This window comes from Delftia lacustris (genome assembly GCF_040267515.1).
Lineage (GTDB): Bacteria > Pseudomonadota > Gammaproteobacteria > Burkholderiales > Burkholderiaceae_C > Comamonas > Comamonas tsuruhatensis.
Genome location: NZ_CP141274.1, coordinates 4,634,342 through 4,648,205 on the forward strand (window position 1 = coordinate 4,634,342; position 13,864 = coordinate 4,648,205).

A 13,864-nucleotide genomic window follows, 5' to 3' on the forward strand; every position below is an offset into this window, starting at 1 on the left:
GTTGCACCCGCCGCGGAACTGCGGCAGGCGCACCGTCCCAGCGACTTCGCTTGCCTGCCCTGTTGAGCGGCTTCAACCTCAGCCAAGCAAGCTATGAAAATCGCTCAAGAAATCCGCGCCGGCAACGTGATCATGCACGGCAAGGACCCGATGATCGTCCTGAAGACCGAATACGCTCGCGGTGGCCGCGGCGCCGCCACCGTGCGCATGAAGCTCAAGGCCCTGCTGTCGAACATGGGCACCGAAGTCGTGTTCAAGGCCGACGACAAGATCGACAACGTGATCCTGGACAAGAAGGAGTGCACCTACTCCTACTTCGCCGATCCGATGTACGTCTGGATGGATGCCGAATACAACCAGTACGAAGTGGAAGCCGCCAACATGGGCGACGCCATCAACTACCTGGAAGACGGCATGCAGGCCGAAGTCGTGTTCTACGACGGCAAGGCCATCTCCTGCGAACTGCCCACGTCCGTGGAACGCGAAATCACCTGGACCGAACCCGCCGTCAAGGGCGACACATCGGGCAAGGTGCTCAAGCCCGCCAAGATCGCCACCGGCTTTGAAGTGCCCGTGCCCCTGTTCGTGAGCCAGGGCGACAAGATCGAAATCGATACCCGCACCGGCGAGTACCGCAAGCGCGTCTAAACAACGCCTGCAGTTCCCTCTGCGAAGCCCCTGGCAGTCTCTGCCAGGGGCTTTTTCTTTAGGCGCGCGGCACCCATGCAGATATTTACCCGGATTTAATTGACTTGCATATTTTACCCGGCTAATATCCAGCTCATGACTACCGACTCTTGCATGGCGGGCGCCGAGCCCGCACCCAGCTACACCATCTTCCAGGGCCATGGCCGCGTGCTGCAGGGGGACAGGCCTGCCGTCCTGCAGTTCCTGCAAAGCCATGAACAGCAGCCGCAAGGCAGCGGATCGGCGCCGCCGCTGTGGGTTTTCGACGACCACAGCGGCATGCGGCTGGACCTGGACTGGCGCAGCGAACTGGCCGCATCGCCCGCACCCGGCCAAGCCGCCGCACCGCGCAGCGTGGGCCGCCCCAAGCTGGGCGTGGTGGCACGCGAAGTCACCTTGCTGCCACGGCACTGGGAATGGCTGAACCGCCAGCCCGGCGGCGCCTCCGGCGCACTGCGCAGACTGGTGGACGAGGCGCGTGGCAAGCATGCCGCACAGGATGCCGTGCGCGCCGCCACCGAGGCCGCCTACCGATTCATGAGCGAGATGGCGGGCGACCTGCCCCATTTCGAGGACGCCAGCCGCGCCCTCTTTGCACACCAGGCCGACGCCTTTGCAAGGCACACCGCCACCTGGCCCGAGGATGTGCGAAGCTATCTGCAGCAACTGAGCAGCGCTGCCTGGTCCTCGCCGCCATCGCCGCCATCGCCAGCGCAGGACTGAAGCCCCCGCCTTCCATTGCATTTTCTCGTCGCATTAACAGACACAACATGACGAAACCTAACGAGCCTCTGCCCCAGGCTGCTGCGCCTGCCGCATCCAGCCCCGCCGGGCCGCCCATCGCCCACGGCACCCAGCCGCTGTGGCGCACCTTCCTGGTGTTCCTGGGCCCCATGGTCCTGGCCAATATCCTGCAGTCGCTGTCGGGCACCATCAACAGCGTCTTCATCGGCCAGATGCTGGGCGTGCAGGCCCTGGCGGCCGTCGCGGCCTTTTTTCCGGTGATGTTTCTCTTCATCGCCTTCGTGATCGGCCTGGGCGCAGGCTCCTCGGTGCTGATAGGCCAGGCCTACGGTGCGCGCATGCACGACAAGCTGCGCGCCATCGCAGGCACGGCCATGTGCATAGGGCTGCTGTTCGGCGCCGTCGTGGCCCTGTTCGGCGGACTGTTCACCGAGCCGCTGATGCGCCTGCTGGGCACGCCGCCCGACATCATGGAGCAGGCCACGCTGTATTCGCGCATCGTGCTGCTGGGCATGCCGGGGCTGTTCGTGTTCCTGCTGGCCACCTCGCTGCTGCGCGGCGTGGGCGACACGGTCTCGCCCATGCTGGCCCTGCTGATCTCCACCGGCACGGGCCTGGTCTGCACGCCGGCGCTGATCGCGGGCTGGGGCGGCCTGCCGCGCCTGGGCGTGGCTAGCGCGGGCGTGTCCATGATCCTGGGCTTCACCCTGGCCCTGGGCTGGCTGGGCTGGCGGCTGCGCCGCATAGCCAGCCCGCTGGCGCCCAATGCCGCGTTGTGGAAAGCCATGCGCATTGACCGGACCCTGCTCAAGAGCATCCTGCGCGTGGGCATTCCCACGGGCGTGCAGATGATCGCCTCGTCCATGGCCGGGCTGGTCGTCGTGTCGCTGGTCAACGGCTTCGGCTCCAGCGCCACGGCAGCCTATGGTGCGGTCAACCAGATCAACTCGTTTGCGCAGTTCCCGGTCATTTCGGTGGCCATCACGGCCTCCATCCTCGGCGCCCAGGCCATCGGCGCTGGCCGCAGCGAGCGCCTGGGCGCCATCACGGCCACGGCCATACGCATGAACCTGGTGCTGGGTGCCGCCCTGGCCCTGATCGGCAGCCTGTTCGCGCGGCCGCTGCTGGGCATGTTCATCACCGACGAGCAGGTGCTGGTGCTGGCCATCGAGCTGCTGTACATCGTGCTGTGGAGCGGCCTGCTGCTGGGCTGCTTCATTGCCCTGTCGTCCATCATGCGTGCCAGCGGCGATGTGGTCATTCCCACGGCCATCACCATCACGGTGCTCGCCGTGCTGGAGCTGCCCCTGGCATGGTGGCTGAGCCGCAGCTTCGGGCTGATGGGAATCTGGATGGCCTTTCCGCTGTCCTACACCCTGACGCTGTGCCTGCAGACCGCCTACTACAAGCTGGTGTGGAAGAAGCGCCCGATCCGCCGCATGGTGTAAGGCGTGCGCCATGCAAAACAGGCTTCCCGAGGGAAGCCTGTTTTTTTGGGGGTGGGCAAAGCGTCAGGCGTTCAGGTCCAGCACCACGCGCCCTTCGATCTTGCCTTCATGCATGCGCGCGAAGATGTCGTTGATGTTCTCCAGCCGGTCGGTGGACACGGTGGCCTTGACCTTGCCCATGGCCGCGAAATCCAGCGACTCCTGCAGGTCCAGCCGCGTGCCCACGATGGAGCCACGCACCGTCACGCCGCTGAGCACCATGTTGAAGATGGGCAGCGGGAAGCTGCCGGGCGGCAGGCCGTTGAGCGATACCGTGCCGCCGCGCCGCACCATGCCCAGCGCCTGCTCGAAGGCCTTGGGCGAGACCGCCGTGACCAGGGCGCCGTGCGCGCCGCCAATCTCTTTTTTCAGATAGGCCGCAGGGTCCGTGGTCATGGCATTGACCGTGACCTGTGCGCCCAGGCGCCGGGCCAGCGCCAGCTTGTCGTCATCCACGTCCACCGCCGCCACGTTCAGGCCCATGGCCTTGGCATATTGCACGGCCATGTGGCCCAGGCCGCCGATGCCCGAGATCACCACCCAGTTGCCGGGCCTGGTGTCGGTGACCTTCAGGCCCTTGTAGACCGTGACGCCCGCGCACAGCACGGGAGCGATCTCGATCAGGTCCACGCTGCCGGGCAGCAGGCCCACGAAATTGGCATCGGCCAGCGCGTACTGCGCAAAGCCGCCGTTGACGGAGTAGCCGGTGTTCTTTTGCTGCTCGCACAGCGTCTCCCAGCCACCCAGGCAATGCTCGCAATGGCCGCAGGCCGTGTACAGCCACGGAATGCCGACGCGGTCGCCCTCCTTCACGTGGGTGACGCCCGCGCCCACGGCGGCCACGTAGCCCACGCCTTCGTGGCCGGGAATGAAGGGCGGATTGGGCTTGACGGGCCAGTCGCCCTGCGCCGCGTGCAAATCGGTATGGCAGACGCCGCAGGCCTCGATCTTCACCAGCACATGGCCGGGATCGGGCCTGGGCACCGGGACTTCCTCGATGGTGAGCGGCTTGCCAAACTCCCGCACCACGGCGGCCTTCATGGTCCTGTTCATTCGCGCCATCCTTTCTTTGCGTCAAAGTAGGTACAGCATTTCAGCGAAGCGACCTGAACGCCTTGATCAAAATCAGGCCTTGGACCATCAAGGAAAAAAAAGCGGGCAAGGAAAACCTTGCCCGCTTTTCAGGGATGCGAATGCAGGCCTTACACGGGCTGGCCCACCAGGTCGTGGCCCTGCGTGCCCACGATGCGCGCCTTGACGAAGTCGCCCACCTTGTAGGTCTTGCTGGCCTTCTCGGGCGGCAGCAGGTGCACCAGGCCGTCGATCTCGGGGGCATCGGCATAGCTGCGGCCCACGCCACCCTTCTTGCCCAGGCCCACGGACTTGTCTACCAGCACCTGCATGGTCTGGCCGACGCGCTTTTGCAGGCGTGCCGTGGAAACCTCCTCGGCCACGGCCATGAAACGCGCGCGGCGCTCCTCGCGCACTTCCTCGGGCAGCATGCCGGGGATCTCATTGGCGGCAGCGCCTTCGACCGGGCTGTAGGCAAAGCAGCCCGCACGGTCGATCTGCGCCTCGCGCAGGAACTGCAGCAGGTGCTCGAACTCCTGCTCCGTCTCGCCGGGGAAGCCGGCGATGAAGGTGGAGCGGATCACCAGGTCGGGACAGATCTCGCGCCAGCGCTGCAGGCGCTCCAGGTTCCTCTCGCCGTTGGCGGGGCGCTTCATGCGCTTCAAGACATCGGGATGGCTGTGCTGGAAGGGCACGTCCAGATAGGGAAGCACGCGGCCCGTGGCCATGAACGGAATGATCTCGTCCACGCTGGGGTACGGATAGACGTAGTGCAGGCGCACCCAGGCGCCATAGGGCTCGGCGATCTCGGCCAACGTCTGCACCAGTTCATGCATGCGTGTCTTCACCGGCTTGCCGTCCCAGAAGCCCGTGCGGTACTTCACGTCCACGCCATAGGCCGAGGTGTCCTGGCTGATCACCAGCAGCTCCTTGACGCCGCCCTCGAACAGCGCGCGCGCCTCCTTGAGCACATCGCCCACCGGACGCGAAACCAGATCGCCGCGCATGGAAGGGATGATGCAGAAGGTGCAGCGGTGGTTGCAGCCCTCGGAAATCTTCAGATAGGCGTAGTGCCTGGGCGTGAGCTTGATACCCGCCTCGCCAAAGGCGCCCGGCACCAGGTCGATGAAGGGATCGTGCGGCTTGGGCAGATGGGTGTGGACGGCATTCATCACCTCCTGCGTGGCGTGCGGACCGGTCACGGCCAGCACGCTGGGATGCACTTCCTGGATCAGGTTGCCGCCGTCCTTGCCCGCCTTGGCACCCAGGCAGCCGGTGACGATGACCTTGCCGTTCTCGGCCAGCGCCTCGCCAATGGTGTCCAGGCTCTCGCGCACGGCGTCATCGATGAAGCCGCAGGTGTTGACGATCACCAGGTCAGCGCCCTCGAAGGTCTTGGAGGTCTGGTAACCCTCGGCGCTGAGCTGGGTAAGGATGAGTTCGGAGTCCGTGAGTGCCTTGGGGCACCCGAGGGAGACGAATCCCACGCGCGGAGCGGCCGCGCCGGCAGGGGTTGTCATGGTTGTTGCGTCGCTCGTGGGGGTCATAGGGGCGATATTGTCCCAGTTCTGCGCGAACTTGGTAAACCGCCCCCGAACTTATCCCTGCAAGCTCAGCTATTGCGCTTGATCCCGAGCGCGCCCAGCATCTGCTCGGTCTGCTTTTGCATCTGCTCCTGCATCTGGGCGAACATGTTCTGCGACTGCTCCATGTAGCTGCTCATCATGTTCTGCATGGCGGGCGGCTGCATGCGCATGAACTGGCTCCAGGCCTCGGGCGAGGTGCCCTGGGCCTGCTCGGCGAGCTTGTTCTGGAAGTCGGTGAACATCTGCACGTTCTTTTCCAGGTAGGAGCCCATGTAGCCCTGCATGGCGTGGCCGTAGAAACGGATGATGTTGGCCAGCACGGTCTCGGAGAACATGGGCGCGCCGCCCGCCTCTTCTTCCAGAATGATCTGCAGCAGGATGCTGCGCGTGAGGTCTTCGCCCGTCTTGGCGTCCTTGACCACCACGGGCTCGTTGCCCATCACCAGCTGCTTGACTTCCGTCAGCGTGATGTAGGAGGACGTGTTGGTGTCGTAGAGACGGCGGTTGGGGTATTTCTTGATCACGCGCTGGGCGCTGGGGGCGGCGGCTGTTGTCGTCTCTTGCATTGCAATGCTTCTCCTCTTGTACCTGCTGTACCTGTTTGCGCCTGCTTGCACCGGCTCGTGCGGGCAATCGGCTATTGCACTGCAACAGATTCTAGGCAGCACCTGCAGCACCCGGCGCAGCAGTAACCCTGATGGGGATCAACGCATGCGACACGGCAAATGGCCGCCATGCAACCGTTGGGGCAAAAAAAATCCCGCTTGAAGCGGGATTTCTTTTTTGCAGCCCCTGGTGAGACTGCTGTGTTTGGTAGGCGCGATTGGACTCGAACCAACGACCCCCACCATGTCAAGGTGGTGCTCTAACCAGCTGAGCTACGCGCCTGTCGTTTGTTGAAGCCGCAAGTATAGCAGTGCAAAACAGGGCTTCCGGGCAAGTTGCGCAGTTTTTTGGATCAACCCGCCACCCTGGCGCGTTCCAGCATGGCGTGCATCAGCACATTGCAGCCTGCGGTGATGTCCGCGGGCGTGGCGTCCTCGATCTCGTTGTGGCTGATGCCGTCCTTGCAGGGGATGAAGACCATGCCGGCCGGCGCCAGCCGCGCCATGTAGACCGCATCATGCCCGGCGCCCGAGACGACGGGCATGTGCGAGTAGCCCAGGGCCTTGGCGGCGCGCGCCACCGCATCCACGCAGTCGGCATGGAAGGGTTGGGCGGGGTAGCTGGACACCAGGTTGATCGCTATGGGCAGGCCCGTCTCCCGGCTGATGCGGTCGACCACGGCGCGGATGTCGGCGTCCATGACTTCGCAGTCGGCATCGGTGGCGTTGCGCAGGTCGATGCTGAATTTGACCTGCCCCGGGATCACGTTGCGGCTGTTGGGATGGACCTGCACCATGCCCACGGTACCGCGCCCGTGGGGCGGATGGCGATGGGCGCAGGCCACCACTTCCTGCATCAGTTGCGCGGCGGCCTGCAGCGCATCCTTGCGCAGGGCCATGGGCGTGGGGCCGGCATGGGCTTCCATGCCCGTGACCACGCAGTCGTACCAGCGGATGCCCAGCACGCCGGTGACCACGCCAATGGTCTTGGCGTTGTCCTCCAGCACCGGGCCCTGTTCGATGTGGGACTCGAAGTAGGCGCCGATCGGGTGGTCTCCCGGTTCCTGGCTGCCCACATAGCCGATGCGCTCTAGCTCGCCCTTGACGGTCTTGCCTTCGGAGTCGGTGGCCGCATAGGCATGCTCCAGCGTGAAGGCCTTGGCGAACACGCCCGAGCCCATCATTACCGGCACGAAGCGCGAGCCTTCCTCGTTCGTCCAGAAGGCCACCTCGATGGGCGCTTCGGTCTCGATGCCGTGGTCGTTGAGCGTGCGCACCACCTCCAGCCCCGCCAGCACGCCGTAGTTGCCGTCGAACTTGCCGCCCGTGGGCTGGGTGTCGATGTGGCTGCCCGTCATGATGGGCGGCAGGCTGTTGTCGCGCCCGGGCCGGCGCATGAAGCCGTTGCCGATCTTGTCGATGGTCACCGTCATGCCCGCCTCGCGCGCCCAGCGGGTCACCAGATCACGGCCCTGGCGGTCCAGGTCGGTCAGCGTCAGGCGGCACACGCCGCCCTTGGGCGTGGCGCCGATCCGGGCCAGCTCCATGAGTGAATCCCACAGCCGGCTCCCGTTGACGCGCAGCTGCGCGATGTCCTGCTTCACTTGGGTATCTGTATCCATTGCGGTCTCCTTGTCATGCGGGCTTCAGCGCGCCACGGCCGTGGGCTGCAGCGTGGCGGCGCGGCGCTGCACCGCGTCGAAGTTGGGGCCGAAGGCCGGGCGCTTGATGTAGCGCCCCTTGCCCATCTCGGCACGCAGATCGCCCTGCGCATAGGCCACCACGCCCTGGCTGATGGTGTGGCTGGGCATGCCTTGCACGGTGCGCCCCTCGAAGATGTTGTAGTCGCCCTTGGAGTGCTGGGTCTTGACCGACAGGGTGTGGGTGGCGGCAGGGTCCCAGACGACCAGATCGGCATCGGCGCCCACGCCGACCAGGCCCTTGCGCGGATAGATGTTGAAAAGCTTGGCCGTGTTGGCCGAGGTGATGGCCACGAATTCGCTGGGCGTCAGCCGGCCGGTGTTCACGCCCGCATCCCAGATCACGGCCAGGCGCTCCTCCACGCCGCCGGTGCCGTTGGGGATCTTGGCGAAGTTGTCCCGGCCCATGGCCTTCTGCGCGGCGCAGAAGGTGCAATGGTCGGTGGCCGTGGTGTGCAGCTGGCCCGACTGCAGGCCCTGCCACAAGGCCTCCTGGTGGCCCTTGGCCCGGAAGGGCGGGCTCATCACGTGGGCGGCCGCCTTGGCGAAGTCGGGGTCGCGGTACACGCTTTCGTCGATCACCAGATGGCCGGCCAGCACCTCGCCATACACGCGCTGGCCGCGCGCACGGGCCGCGGCAATGGCCTGCGCCGCCTCGGTGCAGCTGACGTGCACCACGTAGATGGGCACGCCCAGCACGCCGGCGATGGCGATGGCGCGGTTGGCCGCCTCGGCCTCCACCATGGGCGGGCGGGCCAGCGGGTGGCCCTCGGGCCCGGTGATGCCCATCTTGGCCACTTCCTGCTGCAGCAGGTAGACCAGCTCGCCGTTTTCGGCATGCACCGTGGGCATGGCGCCCAGCTCCAGCGCGCGCTTGAAGCTGTTCACCAGGGTTTCGTCGTCGCACATGATGGCGTTCTTGTAGGCCATGAAGTGCTTGAAGCTGTTGATGCCCTCCTCGCGCACCAGCGTGCCCATGTCGGCATGGACGCTGTCGCTCCACCAGGTGACGGCCACATGGAAGGAGTAGTCCGCCGCAGCCTTCTCGGCCCAGCCGCGCCATTTGCGGTAGGCGTCCAGCAGCGGCTCCTGCGGATCGGGAATGACGAAGTCGATGATGCTGGTCGTGCCACCGGCCAGCGCCGCCGCCGTGCCGGTGTAGAAGTCATCGGCCGTGACCGTGCCCATGAAGGGCAGTTGCATGTGGGTGTGCGGATCGATGCCGCCGGGCATGACGAACTGCCCCGAGGCATCGATCACCTGCGCCCCGGCCGGCACCAGGGCCGCCACATCCGGCCCCACGGCCGCAATCGTCCCATCCACGCACAGCACGTCGGCCTTCTCCTGCCGGTCTGCATTCACCACCGTGCCGCCACGCACCCATACCGAACCCTGTGATTGACCCATAGCGTCATGCCTCCTGTTGGTTGGTCCGGCCTATGCCTTGCTCAGCGCGGGCGCGCCCTTGGTCACCTGGCCTGCCATGCCGATGCGGTAGACCACGCCGGCAATGAACAGGCCGATGAACCATGCGTAGTCATAGGCATGCTTGAAGAAATCACCCACGTTCGGGAATGCAGCGGGGAACGCTGCGTGCAGGAAGCCGGGCAGGTTGGGCGCCACGCCCAGGGCGAAGGCGGCCACGGCCACCCAGTTCCAGCCGTTGGAGTAGCGGTAGACGCCCTCTTCCCTGTACAGGTCTTCCACCACCAGCTGCTTTTTGCGCACCAGGAAGTAGTCCACCATCAGAATGCCCGCGATCGGCCCCAGCAGTGCCGAGTAGCCGATCAGCCAGGTGAAGATGTAGCCCTCGGTCGATTCCAGGATCTTCCAGGGCATCATCACGATGGCAATGGCCACCGTCATGTAGCCGCCCACGCGGTAGCTGATCTTCCTGGGCGCCAGGGCGGAGAAGTCATAGGCCGGCCCCACCAGGTTGGCCGCCAGGTTCACGCTCACGGTGTCGATCAGCAGCACGATCAGCGCGATCAGCACGGCCGCGCCCGTCATGCGGCTGGCGACATCCACGGGGTCCCACAGGGCCTTGCCGTAGATCACCACGGTGCCAGATGTCACCACCACCGCCAGCATGGCCAGCAGCCCCATGGGCACGGGCAGGCCGATGGCCTGGCCCACCACCTGGTCCTTCTGCGACTTGGCAAAGCGCGTGAAGTCCGGAATGTTCAAGGCCAGCGTGGCCCAGAAGCCCACCATGGCCGTCAGCGACGGCCAGAACACCGACATGAACTGGCCCGCCTTGGGGCCGCCCGGCGCGTACTGCGAAGGCTGCTCCATGATGGGGCCGAAGCCGCCGGCCTTCTGGTAGACCCATCCCAGCAGCACGAAGCAGATCAGGATCTTGAGCGGCGCTGTCCAGGTCTCCAGCTTGCGGATGGACTCGATGCCATGCACCACGAAGTAGAACTGGATCGCCCAGAACACCAGAAAGCACACCAGCTGCCCCACATTGATGCCCAGGCCAGCGATCTTCTCGCCTTCCAGCGGATGGCCCAGCAGCACGCCCAGCAGGGTGTAGATCATCATGCCGCCGAACCAGGTCTGGATGCCGTACCAGCCACAGGCTACCAGGGCCCGCAGCATGGCCGGCAGCTTGGCGCCGTGGGTGCCGAACGAGGCACGGGCCAGCACAGCGAAAGGAATGCCGTACCTGGCCCCGGCATGGCCGATGAGCAGCATGGGAATCAGCACGATGAGATTGCCCAGGAACACCGTCATCACCGCCTGCGACCACGACATGCCGTTCGTGATCATGCTGGCGGCCAGCGTGTAGGCCGGGATGCACATCACCATGCCTATCCACAGGGCGGCGAAGTGGTACCAGGTCCAGGTGCGCTGGCTCGGCAGCGTGGGTGCGAGGTCGTGGTTCCACAGGCTGCCTGCGGACTCACCGGAATGCGGGGCATGCGACATTGCGAAGCTCCTTCTCGAAGAGAGAAATCACCAATCCATTGCTGATCCAGGGTCTGACCGTTTCCATCAAGCGCATTTCGTGCCAGGTCGGCCCGGATGCGGGCCGTGCGCCGACCTGCCGCAATGCCCCCTCTAGCCCTGCGCCGTCACGGCCTGGCGCATGGGGTTGTTCGGGTGCGTGGTCCAGTTCGCATACTCCCCGGTGACCGTCTGGCCGGTGCGGGGGTCCACCTCGCCCGGCTGCAGGCTGCGCATGGTGATGCACTCGGGCACGGGGCAGATGGACACGCACAGGTTGCAGCCCACGCATTCGGTGTCATCCACCTCGAAGCGGCGCACACCGCCCTCCTTGCTGAAAGTGATGGCCTGGTGGGAGGTGTCCTCGCAGGCCACATGGCAGCGCCCGCACTGGATGCAGCTGTCCTGGTTGATGACGGCCTTGTCGATGTGGTTGAGGTTGAGGTCCTTCCAGTCCCTGACCGTGGGCACGGCCCGGCCCTGGAAGTCCTCGATGCGCGCAAAGCCGTGCGCGTCCATGTAGTTGGACAGCCCGTCGCACATGTCCTGCACGATGCGAAAGCCGTAGACCATGGCCGCCGTGCACACCTGGACATTGCCGCATCCCAGCGCGATGTATTCGGCCGCGTCCTTCCAGGTGGTGATGCCGCCGATCCCCGAGATGGGTAGGCCCGCCGTCTGCGGATCGCGCGCGATCTCGGCCACCATGTTCTGGGCGATGGGCTTCACGGCCGGGCCGCAGTAGCCGCCGTGCGAGCCCTGGCCGTCGGTGCTGGGGTGCATGACCAGGGTGTCCAGATTCACGCCCATCAGCGAGTTGATGGTGTTGATCAGGGACACCGCATCCGCCCCGCCGGCCTTGGCCGCCCGCGCGGGAAAGCGCACGTCGGTGATGTTGGGCGTGAGCTTCACGATCACCGGCAGCCGGCTGTACTGCTTGCACCACTGCGTGACCATCTGGATGTACTCGGGCACCTGGCCCACGGCCGCACCCATGCCGCGCTCGCTCATGCCGTGCGGGCAGCCGAAGTTCAGCTCCAGCCCGTCGGCGCCGGTGTCCTCCACCATGGGCAGGATGCGCTTCCAGCTTTCCTCCACGCAGGGCACCATCAGCGAGGCGATCAGCGCGCGGTCAGGCCAGGCCTTCTTCACGCGGGTCATCTCCTCCAGGTTGGTGCGCAGCGGCCGGTCGGTGATCAGCTCGATGTTGTTCAGTCCCATCACGCGCCGGTCCTGCGCCATGAGGGTGGAGTAGCGCGGCCCGTTCACGTTGACCACATGCGGGTCCTCGCCCAGCGTCTTCCACACCACGCCGCCCCAGCCGGCCTCGAATGCGCGGGTGACGTTGATCTCCTTGTCCGTGGGCGGTGCCGAGGCCAGCCAGAACGGATTGGGGCTGGAAATGCCCAGAAAGCGGCTGCTGATGTCTGCCATGTCGATGCTCCTTGAAAAGCGCGGGCACAGCCGCTCAAACCCCGGCCGCCACGGCGCTGGTCAGCGCCTGGTGCATGGCCCGCGCGGCGACCTTGCCGTGCTCCACCGCCTGCACGGTCAGGTCCTGGCCACCGGCGCGGCAGTCGCCGCCGGCCCACACGCGCGGCACGCTGGTGCGGCCTTCGTCGTCGGTGTCGATACGGCCGTCACGCAAGGCAATGGCCGCGCCCGCCGGCGTGGCGACATAGGTCTGGCCAATGGCCTTGAGCACCATGTCGGCCGGCACGTCGAACACTTCCTGCGTCACCTGCAGCCTGTCGCCCTCCATGCGGGTGCAGGCCATGCGCACGCCGCAGACCTTGCCGTCCTGCACCAGGATCTCCTGGGGCGCGGCCCACAGCCGCAGGTTGACGCCATGGGTCTGCGCCCATTCCTGCTCCACCCAGGAGGCGGACAGCGCATCCTTGCCCCGGCGGTAGAACATGGTGACCTCGTCGGCGCCCAGCAGCCGGGCCTGCACGGACGCATCCACCGCCGTCATGCCGCCGCCGATCACCACCACGCGCCGGCCCACCGGCACCATGGATTTGTCGGCCGCCTGGCGGATGTCGGCAATGAAGTCCACCGCATTGCGCAAGCCTTCGGCCTGCGGCTCGGCCGCGCCCAGCGCATTGACGCCCGCCAGGCCCAGGCCGAGGAATACGGCGTCATGCTCTGCCAGCAGCGAATCCAGCGTGAAATCTCGCCCCAGCCGCTGGTTGTTGCGCGGCGTGATCCCGCCCACGGACAGCAGCCAGTCGATTTCCTTTTGCGCAAAATCACCGGGGGTCTTGTAGCTGGCCAGGCCGTATTCATTGAGCCCGCCCAGCTTGGGCCGGGCATCGAACAGCACCACCTCATGGCCCTGCAGCGCCAATTGGTGCGCGCAGGTCAGGCCGGCAGGGCCAGCTCCGACCACGGCCACCTTCCTGCCCGTGGCGGCGGCACGCTGGAACAGCGGTGCACCACCGGAGGCCATGAAGGCATCGGTCGCATAGCGTTGCAGTGCACCAATTTCGACCGGCTTGTCTTCCTGGGTGTTGCGCACGCAGGCCTGCTCGCACAACTGCTCCGTGGGACAGACGCGGGAGCACATGCCGCCCAGCGGGTTGGCCGTGAGGATTTCGCGCGCCGCGCCACGGACGTTGTCCTGGGCGATGCGGGCGATGAAGGCCGGCACATCGATGCTGGTGGGGCAGGCCGTGGTGCACGGCGCGTCATAGCAGTAGTAGCAGCGCTCGGCCTCGATCAGGGCCTGGGCGCGGTTCAGCGGGGGGTGGGCGTCGGAGAAATTGGCCGCGTAGTCGGCCAGGTTCAGGCGGCCGGCGGCAATGCCGCAGGCGCGTTGCGCGGGGCTATCCATGGTGCATCCTCCAGAGTCAGGATTGAGGGCGTGAAGGGGGACACGGCATGCAGGGCCATGCCGGGCCATCTCGGACAACGCAAGGCGGCCCGCAGGAGGAACTCCTGCAAGGCCCCGGATCCAGCAACACAGTCTTCGGAGGTTTCATCGTGGTCCTCGCATGTGCAAGTGACGCCTCTTGTCGGGCGCACTGGGGGTG

11 protein-coding genes and 1 tRNA gene are annotated in these 13,864 nt (G+C 65.9%); 3 read left to right on the forward strand and 9 right to left on the reverse strand.

The window, feature by feature from the left end; translation table 11 throughout:
* The first annotated feature begins 93 nt into the window (after positions 1-93).
* The 3 genes from efp to U6958_RS22560 all read left to right on the forward strand — a co-directional run bounded on the left by efp (position 94) and on the right by U6958_RS22560 (position 2,879).
* Positions 94-648, forward strand: coding sequence for an elongation factor P (gene efp, locus U6958_RS22550; protein ID WP_016445346.1), 555 nt, complete (start codon positions 94-96; stop codon positions 646-648).
* A 153-nt stretch (positions 649-801) separates the two neighbouring features.
* Positions 802-1,410: a DUF2239 family protein gene (locus U6958_RS22555; RefSeq protein ID WP_074923018.1), complete on the forward strand. Its 609-nt coding sequence runs from the start codon at positions 802-804 to the stop codon at positions 1,408-1,410.
* Positions 1,411-1,457: 47 nt separating this feature from the next.
* A complete protein-coding gene (locus U6958_RS22560) occupies positions 1,458-2,879 on the forward strand; it encodes an MATE family efflux transporter (protein ID WP_074923017.1) in 1,422 nt (473 codons plus the stop codon).
* A gap of 63 nt (positions 2,880-2,942) precedes the next feature.
* On the opposite strand, the gene adhP is transcribed toward U6958_RS22560, so the two are convergent.
* The 9 genes from adhP to U6958_RS22605 all read right to left on the reverse strand — a co-directional run bounded on the left by adhP (position 2,943) and on the right by U6958_RS22605 (position 13,665).
* Positions 2,943-3,971, reverse strand: coding sequence for an alcohol dehydrogenase AdhP (gene adhP, locus U6958_RS22565; protein WP_016445343.1), 1,029 nt, complete (start codon positions 3,969-3,971; stop codon positions 2,943-2,945).
* Positions 3,972-4,120: 149 nt separating this feature from the next.
* Entirely contained in the window at positions 4,121-5,509 is a 1,389-nt protein-coding gene (gene rimO, locus U6958_RS22570) for a 30S ribosomal protein S12 methylthiotransferase RimO (RefSeq protein WP_074923016.1), read from the reverse strand.
* A 92-nt stretch (positions 5,510-5,601) separates the two neighbouring features.
* Positions 5,602-6,141: a polyhydroxyalkanoate synthesis repressor PhaR gene (gene phaR / locus U6958_RS22575; RefSeq protein WP_016445296.1), complete on the reverse strand. Its 540-nt coding sequence runs from the start codon at positions 6,139-6,141 to the stop codon at positions 5,602-5,604.
* A 245-nt stretch (positions 6,142-6,386) separates the two neighbouring features.
* Positions 6,387-6,463: transfer RNA gene (locus U6958_RS22580), tRNA-Val, on the reverse strand.
* Between the two features lie 70 nt (positions 6,464-6,533).
* Positions 6,534-7,802, reverse strand: a complete 1,269-nt coding sequence (locus U6958_RS22585) for a Zn-dependent hydrolase (protein WP_074923015.1) — start codon at positions 7,800-7,802, stop codon at positions 6,534-6,536.
* Positions 7,803-7,826: 24 nt separating this feature from the next.
* Entirely contained in the window at positions 7,827-9,287 is a 1,461-nt protein-coding gene (gene hydA / locus U6958_RS22590; RefSeq protein WP_074923014.1) for a dihydropyrimidinase, read from the reverse strand.
* Positions 9,288-9,317: 30 nt separating this feature from the next.
* Positions 9,318-10,811, reverse strand: a complete 1,494-nt coding sequence (locus U6958_RS22595; RefSeq protein ID WP_016445279.1) for an NCS1 family nucleobase:cation symporter-1 — start codon at positions 10,809-10,811, stop codon at positions 9,318-9,320.
* A gap of 132 nt (positions 10,812-10,943) precedes the next feature.
* Positions 10,944-12,263: an NAD-dependent dihydropyrimidine dehydrogenase subunit PreA gene (gene preA, locus U6958_RS22600; protein ID WP_013803150.1), complete on the reverse strand. Its 1,320-nt coding sequence runs from the start codon at positions 12,261-12,263 to the stop codon at positions 10,944-10,946.
* Positions 12,264-12,297: 34 nt separating this feature from the next.
* Positions 12,298-13,665, reverse strand: a complete 1,368-nt coding sequence (locus U6958_RS22605; protein ID WP_017407644.1) for an NAD(P)-dependent oxidoreductase — start codon at positions 13,663-13,665, stop codon at positions 12,298-12,300.
* Positions 13,666-13,864 lie beyond the last annotated feature (199 nt).

Excerpts from the sequence above, each read along its gene's own strand:
- efp (WP_016445346.1), top strand. The coding sequence starts at position 94 with ATGAAAATCGCTCAAGAAATCCGCGCCGGCAACGTGATCATGCACGGC.
- U6958_RS22555 (WP_074923018.1), top strand. The coding sequence starts at position 802 with ATGGCGGGCGCCGAGCCCGCACCCAGCTACACCATCTTCCAGGGCCAT.
- U6958_RS22560 (WP_074923017.1), top strand. The coding sequence starts at position 1,458 with ATGACGAAACCTAACGAGCCTCTGCCCCAGGCTGCTGCGCCTGCCGCA.
- adhP (WP_016445343.1), bottom strand. The coding sequence starts at position 3,971 with ATGAACAGGACCATGAAGGCCGCCGTGGTGCGGGAGTTTGGCAAGCCG.
- rimO (WP_074923016.1), bottom strand. The coding sequence starts at position 5,509 with ATGACAACCCCTGCCGGCGCGGCCGCTCCGCGCGTGGGATTCGTCTCC.
- phaR (WP_016445296.1), bottom strand. The coding sequence starts at position 6,141 with ATGCAAGAGACGACAACAGCCGCCGCCCCCAGCGCCCAGCGCGTGATC.
- U6958_RS22585 (WP_074923015.1), bottom strand. The coding sequence starts at position 7,802 with ATGGATACAGATACCCAAGTGAAGCAGGACATCGCGCAGCTGCGCGTC.
- hydA (WP_074923014.1), bottom strand. The coding sequence starts at position 9,287 with ATGGGTCAATCACAGGGTTCGGTATGGGTGCGTGGCGGCACGGTGGTG.
- U6958_RS22595 (WP_016445279.1), bottom strand. The coding sequence starts at position 10,811 with ATGTCGCATGCCCCGCATTCCGGTGAGTCCGCAGGCAGCCTGTGGAAC.
- preA (WP_013803150.1), bottom strand. The coding sequence starts at position 12,263 with ATGGCAGACATCAGCAGCCGCTTTCTGGGCATTTCCAGCCCCAATCCG.
- U6958_RS22605 (WP_017407644.1), bottom strand. The coding sequence starts at position 13,665 with ATGGATAGCCCCGCGCAACGCGCCTGCGGCATTGCCGCCGGCCGCCTG.